The organism is Gilliamella sp. wkB292 (assembly GCF_001690235.1).
In the GTDB taxonomy this organism is placed as follows: domain Bacteria; phylum Pseudomonadota; class Gammaproteobacteria; order Enterobacterales; family Orbaceae; genus Gilliamella; species Gilliamella apicola_F.
Genome location: NZ_LZGO01000063.1, coordinates 83,931 through 102,037, shown reverse-complemented (window position 1 = coordinate 102,037; position 18,107 = coordinate 83,931). Strand labels below are relative to the sequence as shown.

Annotated in this window: 13 protein-coding genes and 1 CRISPR repeat array; of the genes, 1 reads left to right on the top strand and 12 read right to left on the bottom strand. The window is 35.3% G+C overall.

The window, feature by feature from the left end; translation table 11 throughout:
- Window positions 1-113: 113 nt before the first annotated feature.
- Genes recB through A9G09_RS08120 form a run of 3 tightly spaced genes read right to left on the bottom strand, consistent with a single transcriptional unit; the run spans window position 114 to window position 4,327 of the window.
- On the bottom strand, window positions 114-3,584 hold the full coding sequence (gene recB / locus A9G09_RS08130; protein WP_065634364.1) for an exodeoxyribonuclease V subunit beta: 3,471 nt from the start codon (window positions 3,582-3,584) through the stop codon (window positions 114-116).
- Window positions 3,563-4,021 carry a phosphohistidine phosphatase SixA gene (sixA, locus tag A9G09_RS08125; RefSeq protein ID WP_065634363.1) on the bottom strand — a complete coding sequence of 153 codons (459 nt, stop codon included), beginning with the start codon at window positions 4,019-4,021 and terminating at the stop codon, window positions 3,563-3,565. The genes recB and sixA overlap by 22 nt, the downstream gene beginning before the upstream one ends.
- A 9-nt stretch (window positions 4,022-4,030) precedes the next feature.
- The gene (locus A9G09_RS08120; RefSeq protein WP_065634362.1) at window positions 4,031-4,327 is read right to left on the bottom strand and encodes a YfcZ/YiiS family protein; all 297 of its coding nucleotides are present in this window, start codon (window positions 4,325-4,327) and stop codon (window positions 4,031-4,033) included.
- 246 nt (window positions 4,328-4,573) lie between these two features.
- Between A9G09_RS08120 and A9G09_RS08115 the strand changes: the two genes are divergently transcribed.
- Window positions 4,574-5,968: an MFS transporter gene (locus tag A9G09_RS08115; protein ID WP_065634361.1), complete on the top strand. Its 1,395-nt coding sequence runs from the start codon at window positions 4,574-4,576 to the stop codon at window positions 5,966-5,968.
- A 39-nt stretch (window positions 5,969-6,007) separates the two neighbouring features.
- On the opposite strand, the gene A9G09_RS08110 is transcribed toward A9G09_RS08115, so the two are convergent.
- From A9G09_RS08110 to prmB, 9 genes are all read right to left on the bottom strand, one after another.
- A complete protein-coding gene (locus tag A9G09_RS08110; RefSeq protein WP_081297519.1) occupies window positions 6,008-7,777 on the bottom strand; it encodes a DEAD/DEAH family ATP-dependent RNA helicase in 1,770 nt (589 codons plus the stop codon).
- Between the two features lie 344 nt (window positions 7,778-8,121).
- The gene (gene nlpI, locus A9G09_RS08105) at window positions 8,122-8,979 is read right to left on the bottom strand and encodes a lipoprotein NlpI (RefSeq protein ID WP_065634360.1); all 858 of its coding nucleotides are present in this window, start codon (window positions 8,977-8,979) and stop codon (window positions 8,122-8,124) included.
- Window positions 8,980-9,002: 23 nt separating this feature from the next.
- The gene (gene pnp, locus A9G09_RS08100) at window positions 9,003-11,117 is read right to left on the bottom strand and encodes a polyribonucleotide nucleotidyltransferase (RefSeq protein ID WP_065634376.1); all 2,115 of its coding nucleotides are present in this window, start codon (window positions 11,115-11,117) and stop codon (window positions 9,003-9,005) included.
- Between the two features lie 275 nt (window positions 11,118-11,392).
- Complete coding sequence (gene rpsO / locus A9G09_RS08095; protein ID WP_065634359.1) at window positions 11,393-11,662, bottom strand: 30S ribosomal protein S15; 270 nt, start codon at window positions 11,660-11,662, stop codon at window positions 11,393-11,395.
- 149 nt (window positions 11,663-11,811) lie between these two features.
- Window positions 11,812-12,735: a LysR family transcriptional regulator gene (locus A9G09_RS08090; RefSeq protein ID WP_065634358.1), complete on the bottom strand. Its 924-nt coding sequence runs from the start codon at window positions 12,733-12,735 to the stop codon at window positions 11,812-11,814.
- Between the two features lie 322 nt (window positions 12,736-13,057).
- On the bottom strand, window positions 13,058-13,795 hold the full coding sequence (locus A9G09_RS08085; protein WP_065634357.1) for an MBL fold metallo-hydrolase: 738 nt from the start codon (window positions 13,793-13,795) through the stop codon (window positions 13,058-13,060).
- Window positions 13,796-14,403: 608 nt separating this feature from the next.
- Window positions 14,404-14,611: direct repeats of the CRISPR family, unit length 28 nt; unit sequence TTTCTAAACTACCTACACGGTATTGAGC.
- A 614-nt stretch (window positions 14,612-15,225) separates the two neighbouring features.
- Window positions 15,226-15,978: a TSUP family transporter gene (locus tag A9G09_RS08080; RefSeq protein WP_065634356.1), complete on the bottom strand. Its 753-nt coding sequence runs from the start codon at window positions 15,976-15,978 to the stop codon at window positions 15,226-15,228.
- Window positions 15,975-17,048 carry a chorismate synthase gene (gene aroC, locus A9G09_RS08075; protein ID WP_065634355.1) on the bottom strand — a complete coding sequence of 358 codons (1,074 nt, stop codon included), beginning with the start codon at window positions 17,046-17,048 and terminating at the stop codon, window positions 15,975-15,977. Before aroC ends, A9G09_RS08080 begins: the two co-directional genes overlap by 4 nt.
- A 29-nt stretch (window positions 17,049-17,077) precedes the next feature.
- Window positions 17,078-17,971, bottom strand: a complete 894-nt coding sequence (gene prmB, locus A9G09_RS08070; RefSeq protein ID WP_065634354.1) for a 50S ribosomal protein L3 N(5)-glutamine methyltransferase — start codon at window positions 17,969-17,971, stop codon at window positions 17,078-17,080.
- Between the last annotated feature and the right edge of the window lie 136 nt (window positions 17,972-18,107).

Here is an 18,107-nt window from a genome sequence, read left to right as displayed (position 1 = left end):
GGTATTATTCGATACTTTCTGTATTTCGTTTAGATATCCACATGTCAACATAAAAATCTGTCAAATTCTAAGGGAAAAAATAGTTTAAACCATCAAGTGCTAAGATTAACAGATTAAATTTTGAGATTATTATCACCGTCAAATAACTCATCAAGTTGCTCTATGAACTGCTTTGCTGGTTGGCAATAAAAAATCCCGTGTTCGGGCATACCCCGTAAGAAAAGATAATAAACACCACCAAAATGGTCTTGATATTGATAATTGGCTAAACGACTTTTTAAAAATCGATGTAATGCTAAACAATAGAGTTGATATTGTAATTCATAACGATGTTCACACATTACCTGCTCTAATGCAGGCTTTTGATAATAAGCGGCAGAATCACCTAACCAATTCGATTTATAATCAACAATATAATATTTACCTTCAAATTCAAACACTAAATCAATAAAACCTTTCAACATACCTTGTACTGTTTCAAAATCTAATTCTGGGCATTGTTTAGATAAAGGGTCATATTGTTTACATAAAGAGTCCAATTGCAAGCTAGACACCGCTTGACGAATAGGTAAATAAAATTGAAGCTCGTGAATACATTTTCCACTTAATAGTTGCGCTAATGTAAGCCCTTGCTGATTAAGTTTTGTGCTAAGCACGTGTTGCATCCAATTACTTACAACATCGGTCCAGACTGCCTCTAAATTGAGTTTTTTTATCATCTCATCACATAATTGAGCAATATTATTCGCTGCAACATTTTCCATCATTTTATGCATAAGCGTACCCACATAAGCACCTTTTGGAAAATGATGAATATCATATAATTGCTCTAACTGTTGCTCTTGATTATTTGATTGAGATTCATCCCAATCATCGAAGATATCATAATTAAATATTGAACTACCATTATGCTTTTGAAGTTCAGTATAACTTGTAACACGCCAACAATTCGAAAGCTTACGCTTAAATACATTCGCAGACAACGTGCTGTTTGCTGTTTTTGGTGAAATATACTGTTCACCGACGATAGGTAATTCAACCTCAATTAAGTTTGAAAATTTGGCTATCGACCTTAAATCATCATTTAAAAGATAATTAATCGCTGATTGATTTTTTTTCAAAGAAGCTAAACCAATACTACAGTGATAAACGGAGCGAGTCATTGCCACATACAGCAAACGTAAATCTTCTGCCAGATGTTCATCTTCAATTTGTTGCTTGATTTCATCGGTTAATAACCACGCATAGCTTGGCTGATAATCATTATTTTTATCGTGATAAAATTGGCTATTAGCAAGGCGATATTTAGCCGCAAATGGCAACCAAACTATTGGAAACTCTAACCCTTTAGATTTATGTATTGTGATAATTTTGACTAAATTTTCATCGCTTTCTAAACGTTGTTCATGATTTTCTAAATTTAAATCAGGATTGACTATTTGCTTAGTCAACCAACGAACTAAAGCTGGTAAACTATCTAACTCATCAGCAGCGGCTTGTAATAATTCCCCTAAATGCATGAAGTTAGTTAATATTCGTTCTCCATTCTGGCAAGCTAAAAGATTTTCAGCTAAGTGTCGCCGTTTCATCAAACGACGTAACATCACTAATACCCCATAGTGTTGCCAAATAATCTGATATTGTTTAAATTCCTCTACTAAATTTTCCCACTGATCTTGATCATCAATCAATTGCTCAAGTTCTGTCATGGTTTGACCTAATAACCTAGTCATTAACGCTAAACGTAATGCGGCCTCATTTTCTGGCATGAGTACAGCTTGCAATAGAGAAAGTACATCCTGTGCTTCGTTTGACGAAAATACGCTATTTCGATTGGATAAATAAACGCTTTTAACCCCATAAATCGCCAGTTTTTGTTGAATTATTTCAGCCTCTTGTCCAGTGCGCACTAAAATTGCAATATCGCTAGTAGTCACAGGGCGTTTGCCATCTTTATCACAGATGAATATTGAACTATCCGTTAACCATGAAACAATTTCTTTGGCACAACAATTCGCCATATGTTCTTGATAATCTGTAATTGTTGTTATAGTTTCAGGTAATAAATAAGTCGTTAAAGCATTTGCCTCTTGATCATTGATTATCAACGTTTTTTGATTATTTCTTGTTGCACTTTCCATAGGTAAAAAGGGAATGCGATCAAAAATAAAAGGATGTTGACGATTAGCGAATAACTGATTTACAGCCTTTACCATTTCAGAAGAAGATCGATGATTAACATACATGGTAAAATTGTTTTCGCCTGCGGATTGTTTTGCTTTTAAATAAGTAAATATATCAGCGCCACGAAAGCTATAAATTGCTTGTTTGGGATCACCAATAAACAATAAACCTGTATCTACTCGCTGTTTATTATAAATACGATCAAAAATTTGATATTGTGCTGGATCGGTGTCTTGAAATTCATCGATTAAAGCAACACAATATTTTTTTGCAATACTTTGTGCTAATCGATGACCATTTTTAGCTTGCAAGGCCCGATTAAGTTGCCAGATAAGATCATTAAAACTCATCTCGGCACGTTTAATCTTTTGATAATAAATTCCTTTTTGTATAATTTTAACAATGTGCATCAAAATTTCATTGCGTAAATCCAGTTGGCTTGTATAAAGTTCTGCTATTTGCTCAAAAACTAAATGTCGAGGGGCCGTTTTATCGGCTTTTGTTTTTTCAATCAATACAACTTGACTAAACTTTTCAAGTTCAGCTGGTAACTTAAACGTCGTTGTTGGTGTTTGGCACCAAGCAGAAACTTTGGCAATCCAATTAGGTAAATAACGATTACTATAAGATTGTTTACTGACGCCTGACTGAATAATAATATCGGTTAATTCATTTACTGATTCTAACCAAGCCTTTTTTAACATTTCGATGTTGTGAAAATTTTGCTGATAAAAATCATTAATAATATTCACAAGATCGATATTGTCATCTGTATTTTGGCTAAAATCAAAACCCAAATAAGGTTTAATACTAGCTAATAAGGCGTCTGGATCTTGCCAAGTTGCAAAAACTATCTGAGCAAGCGGTTTATTTAAAGGAATAAAATAATGACGCCAAAAATCTTGAGTAACTTGTAAGTGTAATTGCTGCTCATCAGTAATTAATTTTTGTTCAAAAAGTACACCTGATTCAAACGCATGACTAGTCAAGATCCGTTGACAGAAACTATGAATAGTATAAATAGCAGCATCATCCATTGATTGTTGGGCTTCAGTCAATTTTTGAATCGCAGCCTGAGGATCATCAATTAATTCAATCAATTGTTGATATATCGGATCTGAATGTTTACCTTGCAGTAATCCTATTCTTAATTCTTGTATAGTTGCTCTAATACGTGAACGCAGCTCTTGCGTTGCCGCTTTAGTAAAAGTGACAACTAAAATTTGATTAATACTAAGTGGCTTGGGATAACTGTTTTTTCCTATGCCTAATAACAATCGCAAATAGATAAAGGCAAGTGAATAGGTTTTACCTGTTCCGGCCGAGGCTTCAATTAAGGTACGTCCGGTTAACGGTAAATCAAAAAGATTAAGTTTTTTTACTCCGCTTGATGAAACCATTCAAGATTTCCTGCGTTGCCAATTGAGTAGTTAATACATGCAATTGCAGCTGTTGGAAACATCGGTGGCGAAATATGAGGACAAAGCTCATTGACTAAATAGCCGACTAATGGAAGGTGTGAAACTATAATCACTTGCTTAACATCTTGTGATATGAGTGTCATTAAAAAATCAGCGATAGAAGCAGCACTTCCACCTGGTACCAAAAGCTTTTCTGTTTTTACTTTTAAAATAGGGATATGAGAGGATAGTTGGGCAAAAGTTTGTTCTGCTCGTAAATAAGGACTCACTAAACCTAAGTCAAATTTAAAGTGTTGCTGTTGAAGCCATTGACCTACTTGATTCGCTTGTTCGATGCCATAAGCAGTAAGCGGTCGACTTGCATCAGATGAAGCAGAATACCCTGCTTCACCATGTCTCATAATACAAATTTTCATTAATGACAATTAACGTAATTTTAATTGGAAAATTAAGCACTCAGCGCCACAACAAAAAGTAAATTTGGCAGTTAATTTGAAACCATTTGCAACTTTGTCGATACTGCTATTAATTTCACATGGCTCAGTTGCTGCATCTTTTGCAGCTTGTGTTAATGATACTAATTTAGCTTGAGCTTCTGATTCTGTCGCAAAAACGTGTTCGTATTCTGCTGTGCAATCCTCATTATCGATAATTGTTCCAACATCAACACAACAACATGCTGGCGTTTCATTTGCTTTACATTTATTTAGTGAATCTGTCATCCTGTACCTCTATTAATCATTTAGTTTTGACATAGTATACTCTCAATCAAACTTAAGGGCAAAGTTCTAACATTTTTTTAACAACCTAATAACTAACGTAAAAAAACGTTTTTTATCAATCAAAAATAGAAGTTTATTTAAAATAACCTTTGTAATTAATGGTTATTTATCAGAATAATTATTGTGTTAGCATTTCCTCTTTGTAATATATAATATTTGCAGTATTTATTTTTATTGGTGTTTTTTATGCAGCAAAGTAATAAAGTCCAGAAAATGGCAATTTTAGTCGCCGCGACATTTTTTATGGAAAATTTAGACGCGACAGTTATTACTACCGCTATTCCGAATATCGCAAAATCATTTTCAGTTAATCCTCAAGATATCTCAGTTGGAATTAGTGCCTACATGTTAGCCCTTACTATAGGTTTACCTGCAAGCGGTTGGTTGGCTAATCGTTTTACTGCGCATCGAATTTTTTCAATGTCGATTGTTTTGTTTATGTTAGCATCTTTACTATGTGCACTTTCAACTAATCTAACCATGTTTACTCTGGCAAGATTATGCCAAGGATTGGCAGGATCGTTAATGGTGCCTGTTGGCCGCACGGTAGTACTTAGCCGGACCGAAAAACAAAATTTAGTCAATACTATATCAATACTGGTATGGCCAGGATTAATCGCTCCGGTCATGGGACCTGTGATTGGCGGATTTTTTGCGCAATATCTAACATGGCATTGGATTTTCGTTTTGAATATTCCACTTGGATTTATTGCCCTTTTTTATGCATTCAAACTTTTACCAAAAGAACTACCGCAAATACGTGCATTTGATGGCATTGGTTTTGTTTTGTGTGGATTAGGTTTATTGCTCTTTGTTTATGGACTTGAAATGATTTCACATTCACAAAAGAGTATATGGATAAGCCTTTCAATTGTTTTGCTTGGCTGCGTAATTTTAACAATGGCATGTTATCACTTAACTCACATCACAAATCCTCTTATTAGCTTACAGGCGTTTTCTAAACGTACATTTAGAACCATGTTTTTTGGGGGATCCTTAATCCGAATCGCCTTAAGCAGTGCCCCATTTCTTTTACCTTTGATGTTTCAAGTTGGATTTGGATACTCACCATTAACGGCAGGCGCTTTATTGCTGGCGCTATTTGTTGGTAATATTCTGTTTAAATTGATTAATACACCGTTAATTCAACGATTTGGTTTCCGAAATATACTCATTATTAACGGAATAATTTTATCAGCGAGTTTTATTTTATGTGCATTTTTTACAGAGCAAACCTCGATTATTACTATGATTATCGTTCTTTTCCTATCAGGAGGAGCACGATCAATCCAATTTACTACCTTAAATACGCTAGGTTTTTCTGAAATCGAAAAAAGTGAAGTTCAAAGTGCCAATATTTTATCTACTTTAGCACAGCAACTTAATAATGTTCTTGGAATTGTACTAGGGGCATTATTCTTATTTATTGCATCTTGTTACCATGATCATAATAAAACAGTGTTAAGTGTTGAAGACTTTCAATTTGCTTTATTGATGGTTGCAGGGCTGACAATCATTGCTATGATTGATTTTATTACACTACCTAAAAATGCTGGTGATAATGTGCGAGGAATAAAATAACCAAGAAAAGCCTCTGCCTTAAGGCAGAGGTTGATTTAATTAAAATTTTGGTGCTGACGAACGGCCTCGTTTTTTCGAAAATCCTTTATCATTCGACTCAGATTTACTATTTCTACGTCCACCACGTCTATTATCAGATGAAGCATTACTTACTAAACTCATTTTCATCGGTTGATTAAGCACTCTTACCTTTTCGAAGTGTTTAAGAATGTCTTGAGGCATACCTTTAGGTAATTCAACAGTTGAATAAGTTTCGTAAAGTTTGATATTACCAATATAACGACTACTTATATCAGCTTCATTAGCAATAGCACCAACAATATGTCGAACTTCAACGCCATTCTCTTTACCAATTTCGATTCGATACATATCCATATCGCCAACATCACGGCGTTCTCGACGTTTTGGTGTTTCACGGTTATCGCCACGTAAACGGCGCTCGCCACTGCGATTATCACGATCGCGACTGTCACGAGATGGTTTTATCACTGGATCAGGTGGTAATATTAACGAGCGCTCGCCTTGAGCCATTTTTAAAATCGCAGTAGCAATCGTTTCTAAATCTGTATCACAGCTAGCTTGAATTTGTGATAAAAGTGCTTGATATTGGTTAAGATCTGAACTTTCTAACTGCTTTTGTACTTGCTCAGTAAATTTTGCTAAACGACGTTTTTCAATCAATTCTTTTGAAGGTAATGCGACTTCTGGAATTGGTTTTTTAATCGTTTGTTCAATGTTTTTAAGTAAACGGCGCTCACGGCTATCGACAAATAAAATCGCCCGTCCAGCACGACCTGCTCGACCGGTTCGCCCTATTCGGTGAACATAAGATTCAGAATCTAGCGTAATATCATAGTTAATTACTAAACTAATACGTTCAACATCTAAACCACGTGCTGCAACATCGGTTGCAATAAGAATATCTAAACGACCATTTCTTAAACGATCAAGAGTTTGCTCTCGTAATTGCTGTGTCATATCACCATTTAATGCTGCGCAGCTATAACCATGTTTTTCAAGAACGTCGGCAACATCTAACGTCGCTGTTTTGGTTCTAACAAAAATGATTGCAGCATCAAAATCTTCAGCTTCTAGAAAACGAATGATTGCTTCGTTTTTACGCATACCTCTGACTAACCAATAACTCTGATCAATATCAGGTGCGGTTTGATTAGTACCTTTAATTTGCACTTCTTTAGGATTTTGCATAAAACGTTTAGTAATGCGACGAATAGGTGCTGGCATTGTTGCTGAAAATAGTGCTGTTTGATGATTTTCAGGTATCGTTGCCATAATACTTTCAACATCATCAATAAAGCCCATTCTTAACATTTCGTCAGCTTCATCAAGCACTAAACCTTTAAGGTTAGACAGATCCAACGTTTTACGGTTTAAATGATCAAGTAATCGACCTGGTGTTCCAACTACAATTTGCGGGCCTTGTTTTAAAGCGCGTAATTGTACATCGTAACGTTGTCCACCATATAATGCTAAAACTTTTACGCCTTTCATATATTTTGCATATTCAGCACATGCATCGGCAACTTGAATAGCCAACTCGCGGGTTGGTGCTAAAACCAACAGTTGTGGTGCTTTTAAATTAGCATCAATATTCATTAAAAATGGGATAGAGAACGCTGCGGTTTTACCACTGCCTGTTTGTGCCATTCCTAATACATCGTTACCTGCTAACAATAAAGGAATACATTCAGCTTGAATCGGTGATGGTTTGCTAAAACCAAGATCATTTAATGCATTAAGGATATCCTCGGATAAACCAAGGTCAATAAAAGAAACTTCTTTTGTCATGTAAACTCGCTTATAAATTTTAGTATATCTAAACAGGTTGTTTGCACTGTTAACAATATTAAGCACAACTTAATATCGGCAATGTGCCATGGCTAATTTAATAAAACCAAGAATAGATAAATTTATGCCAGCTCACTAAATTGAAAATTTACAACTCACCCCAATAACTAACTGCCAATATTAATACTATCGATAATTAATCAGCAAAATTTAAAGATGATTAGTGCTTTATCATAAAATAGATAAAGCAAAATAATCAAATCATTAAAATTCAGGAGTATATTATTGGCAAATCAGAACTACGCTATAACAATATTTTCACTTTTAAACTGGCATGACCCTTGTTACTTTTCTTTTTCTTCAAGTAACTTCATTTCATAGAGTGCCTGTTGATGTTCAACAAAGTTATAAATATTATTCGCTAAAGCATATTTAAATAACATTTTGGCACGCTCATTATCACCTTTACTTTGATAATATTTACCTAAGTAAAAGTAGGCTTCACATAGGCGCTCAGCTAATTGCCGATTACTTTCTACACCTTGTTGAAGATTTTGCATTAATTTAGATTCATTAATTTTACCTAAATAAAATGCAACAATATCGCTACTATAAATCGTTTTATCGTTGAGTAGATCATAACGTTTTTGTAGCTCATGCTGTGCAACTTTATTATCGATTTCTTTTTCGATCAAATAAAGCCACAAAATTCGAATTGGTTCATTCACATCATATTGATAAAATTGCAACGCATCACGATCTGCTGATTCATAATGCCCAGTACGGTACAACGTAATTGCACGATTTAAGTAGGCAAAAGCATAAGCTGGATCGAGCTCTAAGGTAGTATTAAACGATGCTAAAGCCGAATCGAAGTCACCATCGCGAAGTGCATAATTACCTAAAAAATTATACAAATCTGGAATTTCAGGATTAAAGCTTAACAAATGTGTAAAATCACTGTATGCAAAAGCTTTAAAACCTAATGAATCGTAGACAATACCTCGCTCAAAAATGAGCTGCATACGCGTAATGGTATCAATATCATTTTGTGATAACTGTTGACTGAGCTGAGCAATTTTCAATTCATCTTCATAAGAAACTTGCTCAGGAACAGCCAGTACAGGTAAAGAGTTAGAACAACCTGATAAAAGAATAACAGCTAGCAAAAAGCAGATAATTCTCAGGTTGTATAGTCTCATTTTAACTCCTAGTGAATGATATTTTATTCAGTAACTGGTGCTACATCAGCAGCAGGCTCAACAGCATCTTTCATGCTTAAACGAATTCTACCCTGACGATCTATTTCTAATACTTTAACATTCACTTCTTGTCCAACTTTCAAGTAATCAGAAACTTTCTCAACGCGATGATCAGCAATTTGAGAAACATGCACAAGACCTTCTTTACCACCGATGATTGATACAAAAGCACCAAAATCAACAATTCGTGTCACTTTGCCAGTATAAATTTTACCCAATTCAACATCAGCAACTAAATTATTGATACGATTCATTGCATCTTTAGCTTTATTACCATCAGAAGCGGCAATTTTTACAGTACCATCATCAGCGATTTCAATTGTAGTACCCGTTTCTTCGGTTAAGGCACGAATTGTTGCTCCACCTTTACCAATGATATCGCGAATTTTATCTGGATTGACATTCATGGTATAAATACGAGGTGCAAATTCAGAAATCTCTTGACGAGGTTTATTAATTGCTTGTTCCATCACACCTAAAATATGTAAACGTGCACCTTTAGCTTGATTGAGTGCAATTTGCATAATTTCTTTAGTAATACCCTCAATTTTGATATCCATTTGCAGCGCACTTACACCTTCACGTGTACCTGCAACTTTAAAATCCATATCGCCAAGATGATCTTCATCACCTAAAATATCCGAAAGAACAACAAAATTATCGCTTTCTTTCACGAGTCCCATCGCGATACCAGCGACTGAGGATTTAATTGGCACACCAGCATCCATTAATGCAAGTGAAGCACCACACACTGAAGCCATTGAAGATGAACCATTAGATTCAGTAATTTCAGACACTACGCGCACAGTATATGGAAACTCTTCTTTACTTGGCATTACAGCTGCAACGCCACGCTTAGCTAAGCGCCCATGACCAATTTCACGACGTTTTGGTGAACCGACCATACCTGTTTCACCAACTGAATATGGCGGGAAGTTATAATGGAGTAAAAAACGTTCTGTATATTCACCTGTTAACTCATCGATAATCTGCGCATCACGCTCTGTTCCTAATGTTGCAGTAACGAGTGCTTGCGTTTCACCACGAGTAAACAATGCACTACCATGGGTTCTTGGTAACACATTAGTACGAATATCTAGCGCACGGATCATATCTTTTTCACGACCATCAATACGCGGTTCACCAGCAATAACACGTTGGCGAACAATTTGACTTTCTAAGTCAACAATAATGTTAATAACTTGGTTTTCATCAAGCTCTTCATTTTGTGCTTTTAAGGTTGCCAACACATCGTCTTTAATTAGATCAATTTGTGCATAACGTGCTTGCTTTTCAGTAATTCGATAAGCTTCACCTAAACGATCTTTAGCCAATTCGACAACAGCATTATATAGAGCTTCGTTCTTAGCTGGCGCAACCCAATCCCATTTTTCACAATTTGCTTTAGCAACAAATTCATTAATATTATCAATGACAACTTGTTGTTGATCATGACCAAATACCACAGCTGCTAGCATCTGATCTTCTGAAAGAAGATCCGCTTCAGACTCAACCATTAATACTGCGCTTTTTGTCCCAGCTACTACTAGGTCTAAACGGCTATGTGCCAATTCTTTAACTGATGGATTAAGAACAAACTCATCATTGATAAAACCAACTCGAGCCGCACCAATAGGACCATGAAATGGCACGCCAGATAAACAAAGTGCAGCTGAAGCACCAATCATGGCAACTAAATCAGGACTCACGTCAGGATTCACAGAAACAACTGTTGCGATAATTTGAATTTCGTTAACAAATCCTTCAGGAAATAGTGGACGAAGTGGTCGGTCAATTAAACGAGCAATGAGTGTTTCACCTTCGCTAGGTCGACCTTCACGTTTAAAAAAACCACCAGGAATACGACCCGCTGCATAACTACGCTCTTGATAATTAACAGTTAAAGGAAAAAAGTCTTGACCTTCTTTCACTTTTTTATCAGCAACAACGGTAACAAAAACAGCCGTATCATCCATATTAACCATTACTGCAGCTGTTGCTTGGCGAGCCATTATACCTGTTTCTAAAGTTACGGTATGACGACCATATTGAAATTTTTGATGTGTCGGATTAAACAAAACAATTTCCTCTTGTATTTTGTGTGTTGAAGTTTGAATTTGAACAAAAAGTAACATAACACGAATTACGCTACTCACTTCAACAGTGTGGGGATATCAAACAAAAGATTATTTCACTGTCACGACTAATGACAAATCTATAAACTATAGAGCTCTCATTAGTCGCGCGAAACATGAGATACAATCTTTTATTTTTCCGAGCTCGATATTATATCAGAGTCCTAATTTTTCACAACGAAAAAGAGGCCTAAGCCTCTTTCCAAGTAGATAAGTTATTAGCGACGTAAGCCTAATTTTTGAATTAATTGGTTGTAACGTTCGATATCTTTACGACGTAAATAATCTAATAATTTACGACGGCTAGAAACCATACGTAATAAACCACGACGGCTGTGGTGATCTTTTTTATGCGCTGAAAAATGACCTTGTAAGTCATTAATACGTGCAGTTAAAAGAGCAACTTGAACTTCAGTTGAACCTGTGTCATTAGTACCACGACCATATTCGGCAACAATTTTCGCTTTCGCTTCTACAGTTAGAGACATAATAAACCTCTTAAAATTAATATTAATGATGGAATGACCGATCTCTAATTCAGACACTCCTCGATATTCATATAATCAATATATGAATTGTGCGCAATTATACTCAAATTTATCAAAATAGCAATTTGAATTATGGTAATAATCCCCTGCTATTTAAGCTTAAAACCATATTCTTCTTGTATCAGTTTTTTTAGTGCTTCTATATAGTTTTGTGCCGACATACTCAATTGCACTTTTTGAGAGGTGATCCAACCAATCAATATTTTTTCATTAACATTAAGGGGAATTGATAAAATATCAGAACCATTCAAATCGGTACTTAAAACCCCTGTGCTAATTGTGTAACCATTTAACCCATGCAATAAATTAAATAGCGTTGCCCTATCACTCACATGAATGCTTTTTTTATGATAGACCGTACTTAAAATCTCTTCAGAAAAATAAAACGAATTATATTCACCTTGCTCAAATGATAAATACGGATAATCTTCCAGATCATGTAAGGTTAAGGATTTCATCGCAGCTAAAGGATGATGGGTACTAATAAACACATGCGGATCAGCTTCAAACAGAGGATTAAACGTTAAACGATGCTCTTTAAGTAACCGCAATATGACTTTTTGATTAAAATCAGTTAAATAGAGTATACCCACTTCACTACGTAAATTAGCCACATCGGTAATAATGTCGTAAGTTCGCGTTTCACGTAAGGTAAATTCATATTCGTCAGTATGATTCTTCTTGATTAAATTAACAAATGCATTCACAGCAAACGCATAGTGTTGGGTCGAAATGCTACATAGTTGCTTTGATGGCGCCTTTTTAGCATAGTGCTGTTCTAATAACTCAGCTTGATCCAATACTTGTTTGGCATACCCCAAGAACTCTACACCATCGGTTGATAAAGATACTCCCTTTGAAGTACGTACAAAAATTTCAATGCCAAATTCGGCCTCTAACTCTTTAACCGCTGTCGACAAGCTAGGTTGGGTAATATATAAATTTTTAGCCGCTTCATTAATAGAGCCTGATCGAGCAATTTCTAAAATATAGCGTAATTGTTGTAATTTCATAACGTGAATTAATTAAGTTTTTTCAGCAAATCATTTGCCCTTATATGATTTAGAATATAACAGATATTAATGATTATAAGATAGACAAACTTAAAAAATTAAATCAGATAATTATTAGTTCATTTTTATCTAAAATGTTCTTTAAACATCATCCTACTAATGAAAAACACGCAATAAATTACCTACCATTAATTTTTTCATCCACATAATGCATAGCAGACTTTGGCAACTCATCATTCACATTTTAATTAAAAAGTACTAGCTAACACCGCGTATTTTATATTTAGAATCTAGGTATCAATATTAAACATTATGCTTGTGTTTATGAATTTTCGATTAACTCATTGTCTAAAATCAGTATATCTTGCCAGTTACCTTTATAACTGCCCCCATGATAACAAATCATCTCATCAATCTCATAATTCATTAGATTTTTTATAGAACTTTGGGCTTGAGCTAAATCATAAGCAAACTCTGGAAAAGGTATAACTAATTTACCATTAGCCAGAACAAGTGCATCACCCGCTATCAGGGTTTTATTTTCCTTTATATATAATGATATGTGACCTTGGGTATGCCCAGGCGTAAAAATAACCTCTACCCCTTTACCAATAGGTAAAACTTGATGGTTGTGCAAAATATCATCTACCTCAACACCTTCTATATTTTCTAATATTTTATGGAAGATCAGTGCTTGTTGCTTATCATTATCCGACAAGAAAGGATATCTTTTTTCTGCTTGCTCTAAACGCAATGGTTTTTTATGCTTTTCTATATAGGCTTTTTCTATACTTGATGACAATATTTGAATATGAGGAAATCTTTTCTTAAATTCTGCTAACGAACCTATATGATCAAAATCATGGTGCGTAATGATAATATAAGATAACTTATTTAAATCAAGATCACTCTTTTTTGCTGCTGCTTCAAATAACTCAAACTGACAAGGATACCCCGCATCAATTAATATCATATGACTATCATCTTGTATAATTACAGGATTAATTATCTGCTCAATACCGTTATATTCAAACTTTATAGCAAGTACAATTATTTTCATTTTATGCTCACCTTATTCGATACTTATATCCGTAAGTTAATTAGCCTGTATTGGTATTATTGAACCACGCTATGTATCACTATAGCTTACTGACAATATAACATATGGTTAATCAATTAACTGTTGATTTTTATCATTCAACTACCTAAGACATTTTAGCAATACTTAACAAACAGACAAAAATTTTACCTTCATTGTTAATAAAGCTTAATCTTTCTTGTTTTTATAAATTGTAAAAATAAGCTGTGGTAAAGGTATTTAATAATCAGTCTAAACAGAATTTTTGAGCAGATATTTTGCTATATTGAACTTAACAAGATTGAGTTGTCTGAATACAAAAAAAGAATATATGCCGCGAATGTTAAGGGCCTATGTATTAATTGTGTGTTGCTTAAAGCACATCAAAATGTCTGTTTATGTGTGGCTATTAGCTGAAACAAGCTAGGTGATAGTTGATATAAAGTTGAAATAAAGGCACATAATTACAATTTCATACTTAACCCATTTATCTTAATGAAATACTTTAGGGCATTTTTATATGCTTAAACTAAAGGCTTCCTGCGGATAGGCTATTAAACCGTAAAAATCTACTTCCTCAAATTTTTGCTTTTTTTGACTACCTACACGGTATTGAGCAACTTAATTAAATACAAAGAATTTAAATTGGCTTTCTAAACTACCTACACGGTATTGAGCCAATAAAGACATCAATAATTGGCATGACGTAATTTCTAAACTACCTACACGGTATTGAGCTAATTAAATTGGCTGATAATGCTAACGATAAATTTCTAAACTACCTACACGGTATTGAGCTAGAACAGCACATACTATAATCGCCTTTGGCATAAAGGTAAATATTGTTTTATTACTTAAAAACCCTTTTTTTTAACTGTTTTGTAATACATTGATTTTATTAATCTTTAAATCTAGCGAAAAAAAAGGGTAAAAACGATGGTGTAATTATTGATAATGTTTCAATGATATTGACTTGAAACAGTCTGTTTGAAATCTAATGCGAACAAATTACAATTTATAATTACTCTGCTCGACAATTTATTTAACAATATTAAAAATACATCAATTGCTTTTTATTCAAAACAGTAACAACTACCATTGATAAACAAAAATATATTTTAAATCGCAACGTTAAGGGAGTGTGTCAAATATTCTTGTTAGCTTTGAGTTTATATGGATAGCTGCACATTATGACCATTACATTGAAACAGTGCATTAGGTATATTAAGATCGCTTACTGCAAAAGTATTGAAATTGTTGAAGTCGTTCTATTAGTTTAGCTTAAATATATTTATGTTATAACGATTAAAAATTCTGAATCTTTTGTGTCCCACGTTTTATTAGCTAAATATATTAAAACAAAATTTATCATCAATTACGGTTAGCTAACAATCAAAAGCAAAATCTAATCATCAGAAGAAGTTCTCATAAATCAACTTAATGCTCATAACTGTAGAAACAATAATCAACATTGGTCTTATTAATTTTCTTCCTTTCGCAATAACCATTTTAGCGCCTAATCTTGCGCCGATGAATTGTCCGACTAACATGACTAAACCTATCGACCAGACCACTTGTCCGCCCATAATAAAAAATAACAATCCCGCTAAGTTTGAGGTAAAGTTTAGGACTTTGGTATGAGCAGTTGCTTTTGTCAGATTAAATCCGGCAAGGGTAATATAGGCTAGAGCATAGAAGGAACCGGCACCGGGTCCAAAAAAGCCGTCATAAAAACCAATTGCTAACGCCGGAATAAGGGCAAATTGTAGGGTGGTCAGGCGGCTTTTGCGGTCTTGTTCTCCGATTGTTGGTGAGAGTAGGAAATACAACCCAACACTGATCGTTAATATCGGTAATAATAGTCTTAGAAAATCGGCTTGGATATGCATCACCGAAACAGTACCAACTGCGGAGCCGATAAAGGCGAAGATAATTGCGATTTTTTGTTCTCTAAGATTAACCATGCGCTCACGGATAAAGTAGAGACTAGCCGAGAATGATCCACCACAACTTTGTAACTTATTAGTCGCTAAGGCACTAGCCGGCGGTAAACCGACTGCCAATAGTGCCGGCACGGTAAGTAACCCTCCTCCACCGGCAATTGAGTCGATAAATCCCGCTAAAACTGCTATGGCAAATAGCAGAATAAGAAGTTCGTAATTCATCGCGGATCCACATCACTGCATTGAGCACGATAACGAAGGTAGTGATCCATTAAAACAATAGCAACCATTGCTTCAGCGATGGGAACTGCTCTTATACCCACGCATGGATCATGCCGACCATGCGTCGATACTTCAACGGCTTCACCTTGTACATTGATCGATCGACCTGCAATTTCAATGCTTGGGGTAGGTTTTAAGGCAATGTTGGCTAAAATGGTTTGACCCGAGCTGATACCACCTAAGATGCCACCGGCGTGGTTGGATAAAAATCCTTGTGGGCTGATCTCGTCGCGATTTTCGCTACCACGTTTAGTAATAACAGCAAAGCCATCACCTATTTCGACCCCTTTAACTGCATTAATACTCATTAATGCATGGGCCAATTCAGCATCTAACTTATCAAAAACTGGTTCACCCAGCCCAACCGGTACATTTTCAGCGACAACAGTGACTTTCGCACCAATTGAATCACCCTCTTTTTTTAATTTTCTTAATAATTCATCAAGTTGCTCAAGTTTACTTTCATCAGCACAAAAAAAGGAATTTTGTTCAACTTGTTGCCAATCTCTTAATTGACATTCTATATCACCCATTTGAGCTAAATAACCACGAATAGTAATACCCAGTTTTTCGTTTAAATATTTTTTTGCTATAGCACCTGCCGCAACACGCATTGCCGTTTCACGCGCCGATGATCGACCGCCACCTCGGTAATCACGTATGCCATATTTTTTTTGGTAAGTGTAGTCAGCATGACTAGGGCGGAAGATATCTTTAATTTTGCTATAATCTTGTGAACGTTGATCGGTATTTTCAATCAACAAACCGATACTGGTGCCGGTTGTGACACCATCAAAAACACCTGATAATATTTTAACTTGATCTGCTTCGCGGCGCTGCGTGGTATAACGAGAAGAACCAGGACGGCGTCGATCAAGATCGTGCTGCATATCTGATTCAGTTAAAGCAAGTCCCGGCGGTACGCCATCTACAACACATCCTAATGCTATGCCATGTGATTCGCCAAAAGTGGTGACTTTGAATAACTTACCGATCGAGTTTCCAGACATAAATTTTATTTCCAATGATTAATAACACATTATTTAAAATAGTGATGAAATTCTATTAAGGTTTGACACGATATTGAAAACACGCCAAGTCCACCATGTTCGAACGTTATCCAATTGAATGGAATATCAGGATATTGTTCTTGCAAACTGATCCAACTATTTCCTACTTCACATATTAAAACACCATTTGGTGTTAGATAATTGACGGCATCACGTAAAATTCTTTTAACCAAATCTAAGCCATCAACGCCCGCTTCTAATGCCAATTTAGGTTCATATAAAAACTCATCAGGGAGATCACCCATGTCTTCGTCATCAACATAAGGAGGATTTGAGACAATAACATCATATTTTTTAACCGGCAGATTATCAAATAAATCCGATAATATCGGCGTTACTTGAAATTGCATCTCATGTAATTCAATATTCGTTTGTGCAACATCTAACGCTTCTAATGATATGTCAGAAATATCAACTTGCGCATCAGGAAATGCATAAGCACAGGCAATACCAATACAACCGCTACCTGTACACATATCTAATATTGAGTTTGGCTCAGTTGTTAACAAGTTGGAAAAGTGATTATCAATTAATTCACCAATTGGTGAGCGCGGTATTAACACCCGCTCATCAACGTAAAATTGGTGACCACAAAACCAAGCTTGATTAGTTAAATAAGGCGTTGGAACACGATCTTCAATCCGTTTTTGAATCAGTTCAAGTAACTGTTGTTTTTCAGACTCAGTAAGACTGCTGGCATAAAATTCTGGCGGAATAAATAATGATAAACCTAATGTCGTTAAAATAAGCTGCTTGGCTTCATCAATCGGGTTATCAGTTCCATGACCTAAATAGATTTCAGACTGGCTAAATTGGGAGGTTGTCCAGCGTATAAAGTCCTGAACAGTGCGTAAGTTTTCCATAATGGCTCCAAATATTCTAGGAGGAGGAAGGTTTTACTCGTCACTTTCGGTCTTGTTAACGTGAATGCATATTGTCAAAGTAACATTGAAAGTCACTCCTGACAGTTAAAACCTGACGGCTTTTATCCTTCAATGA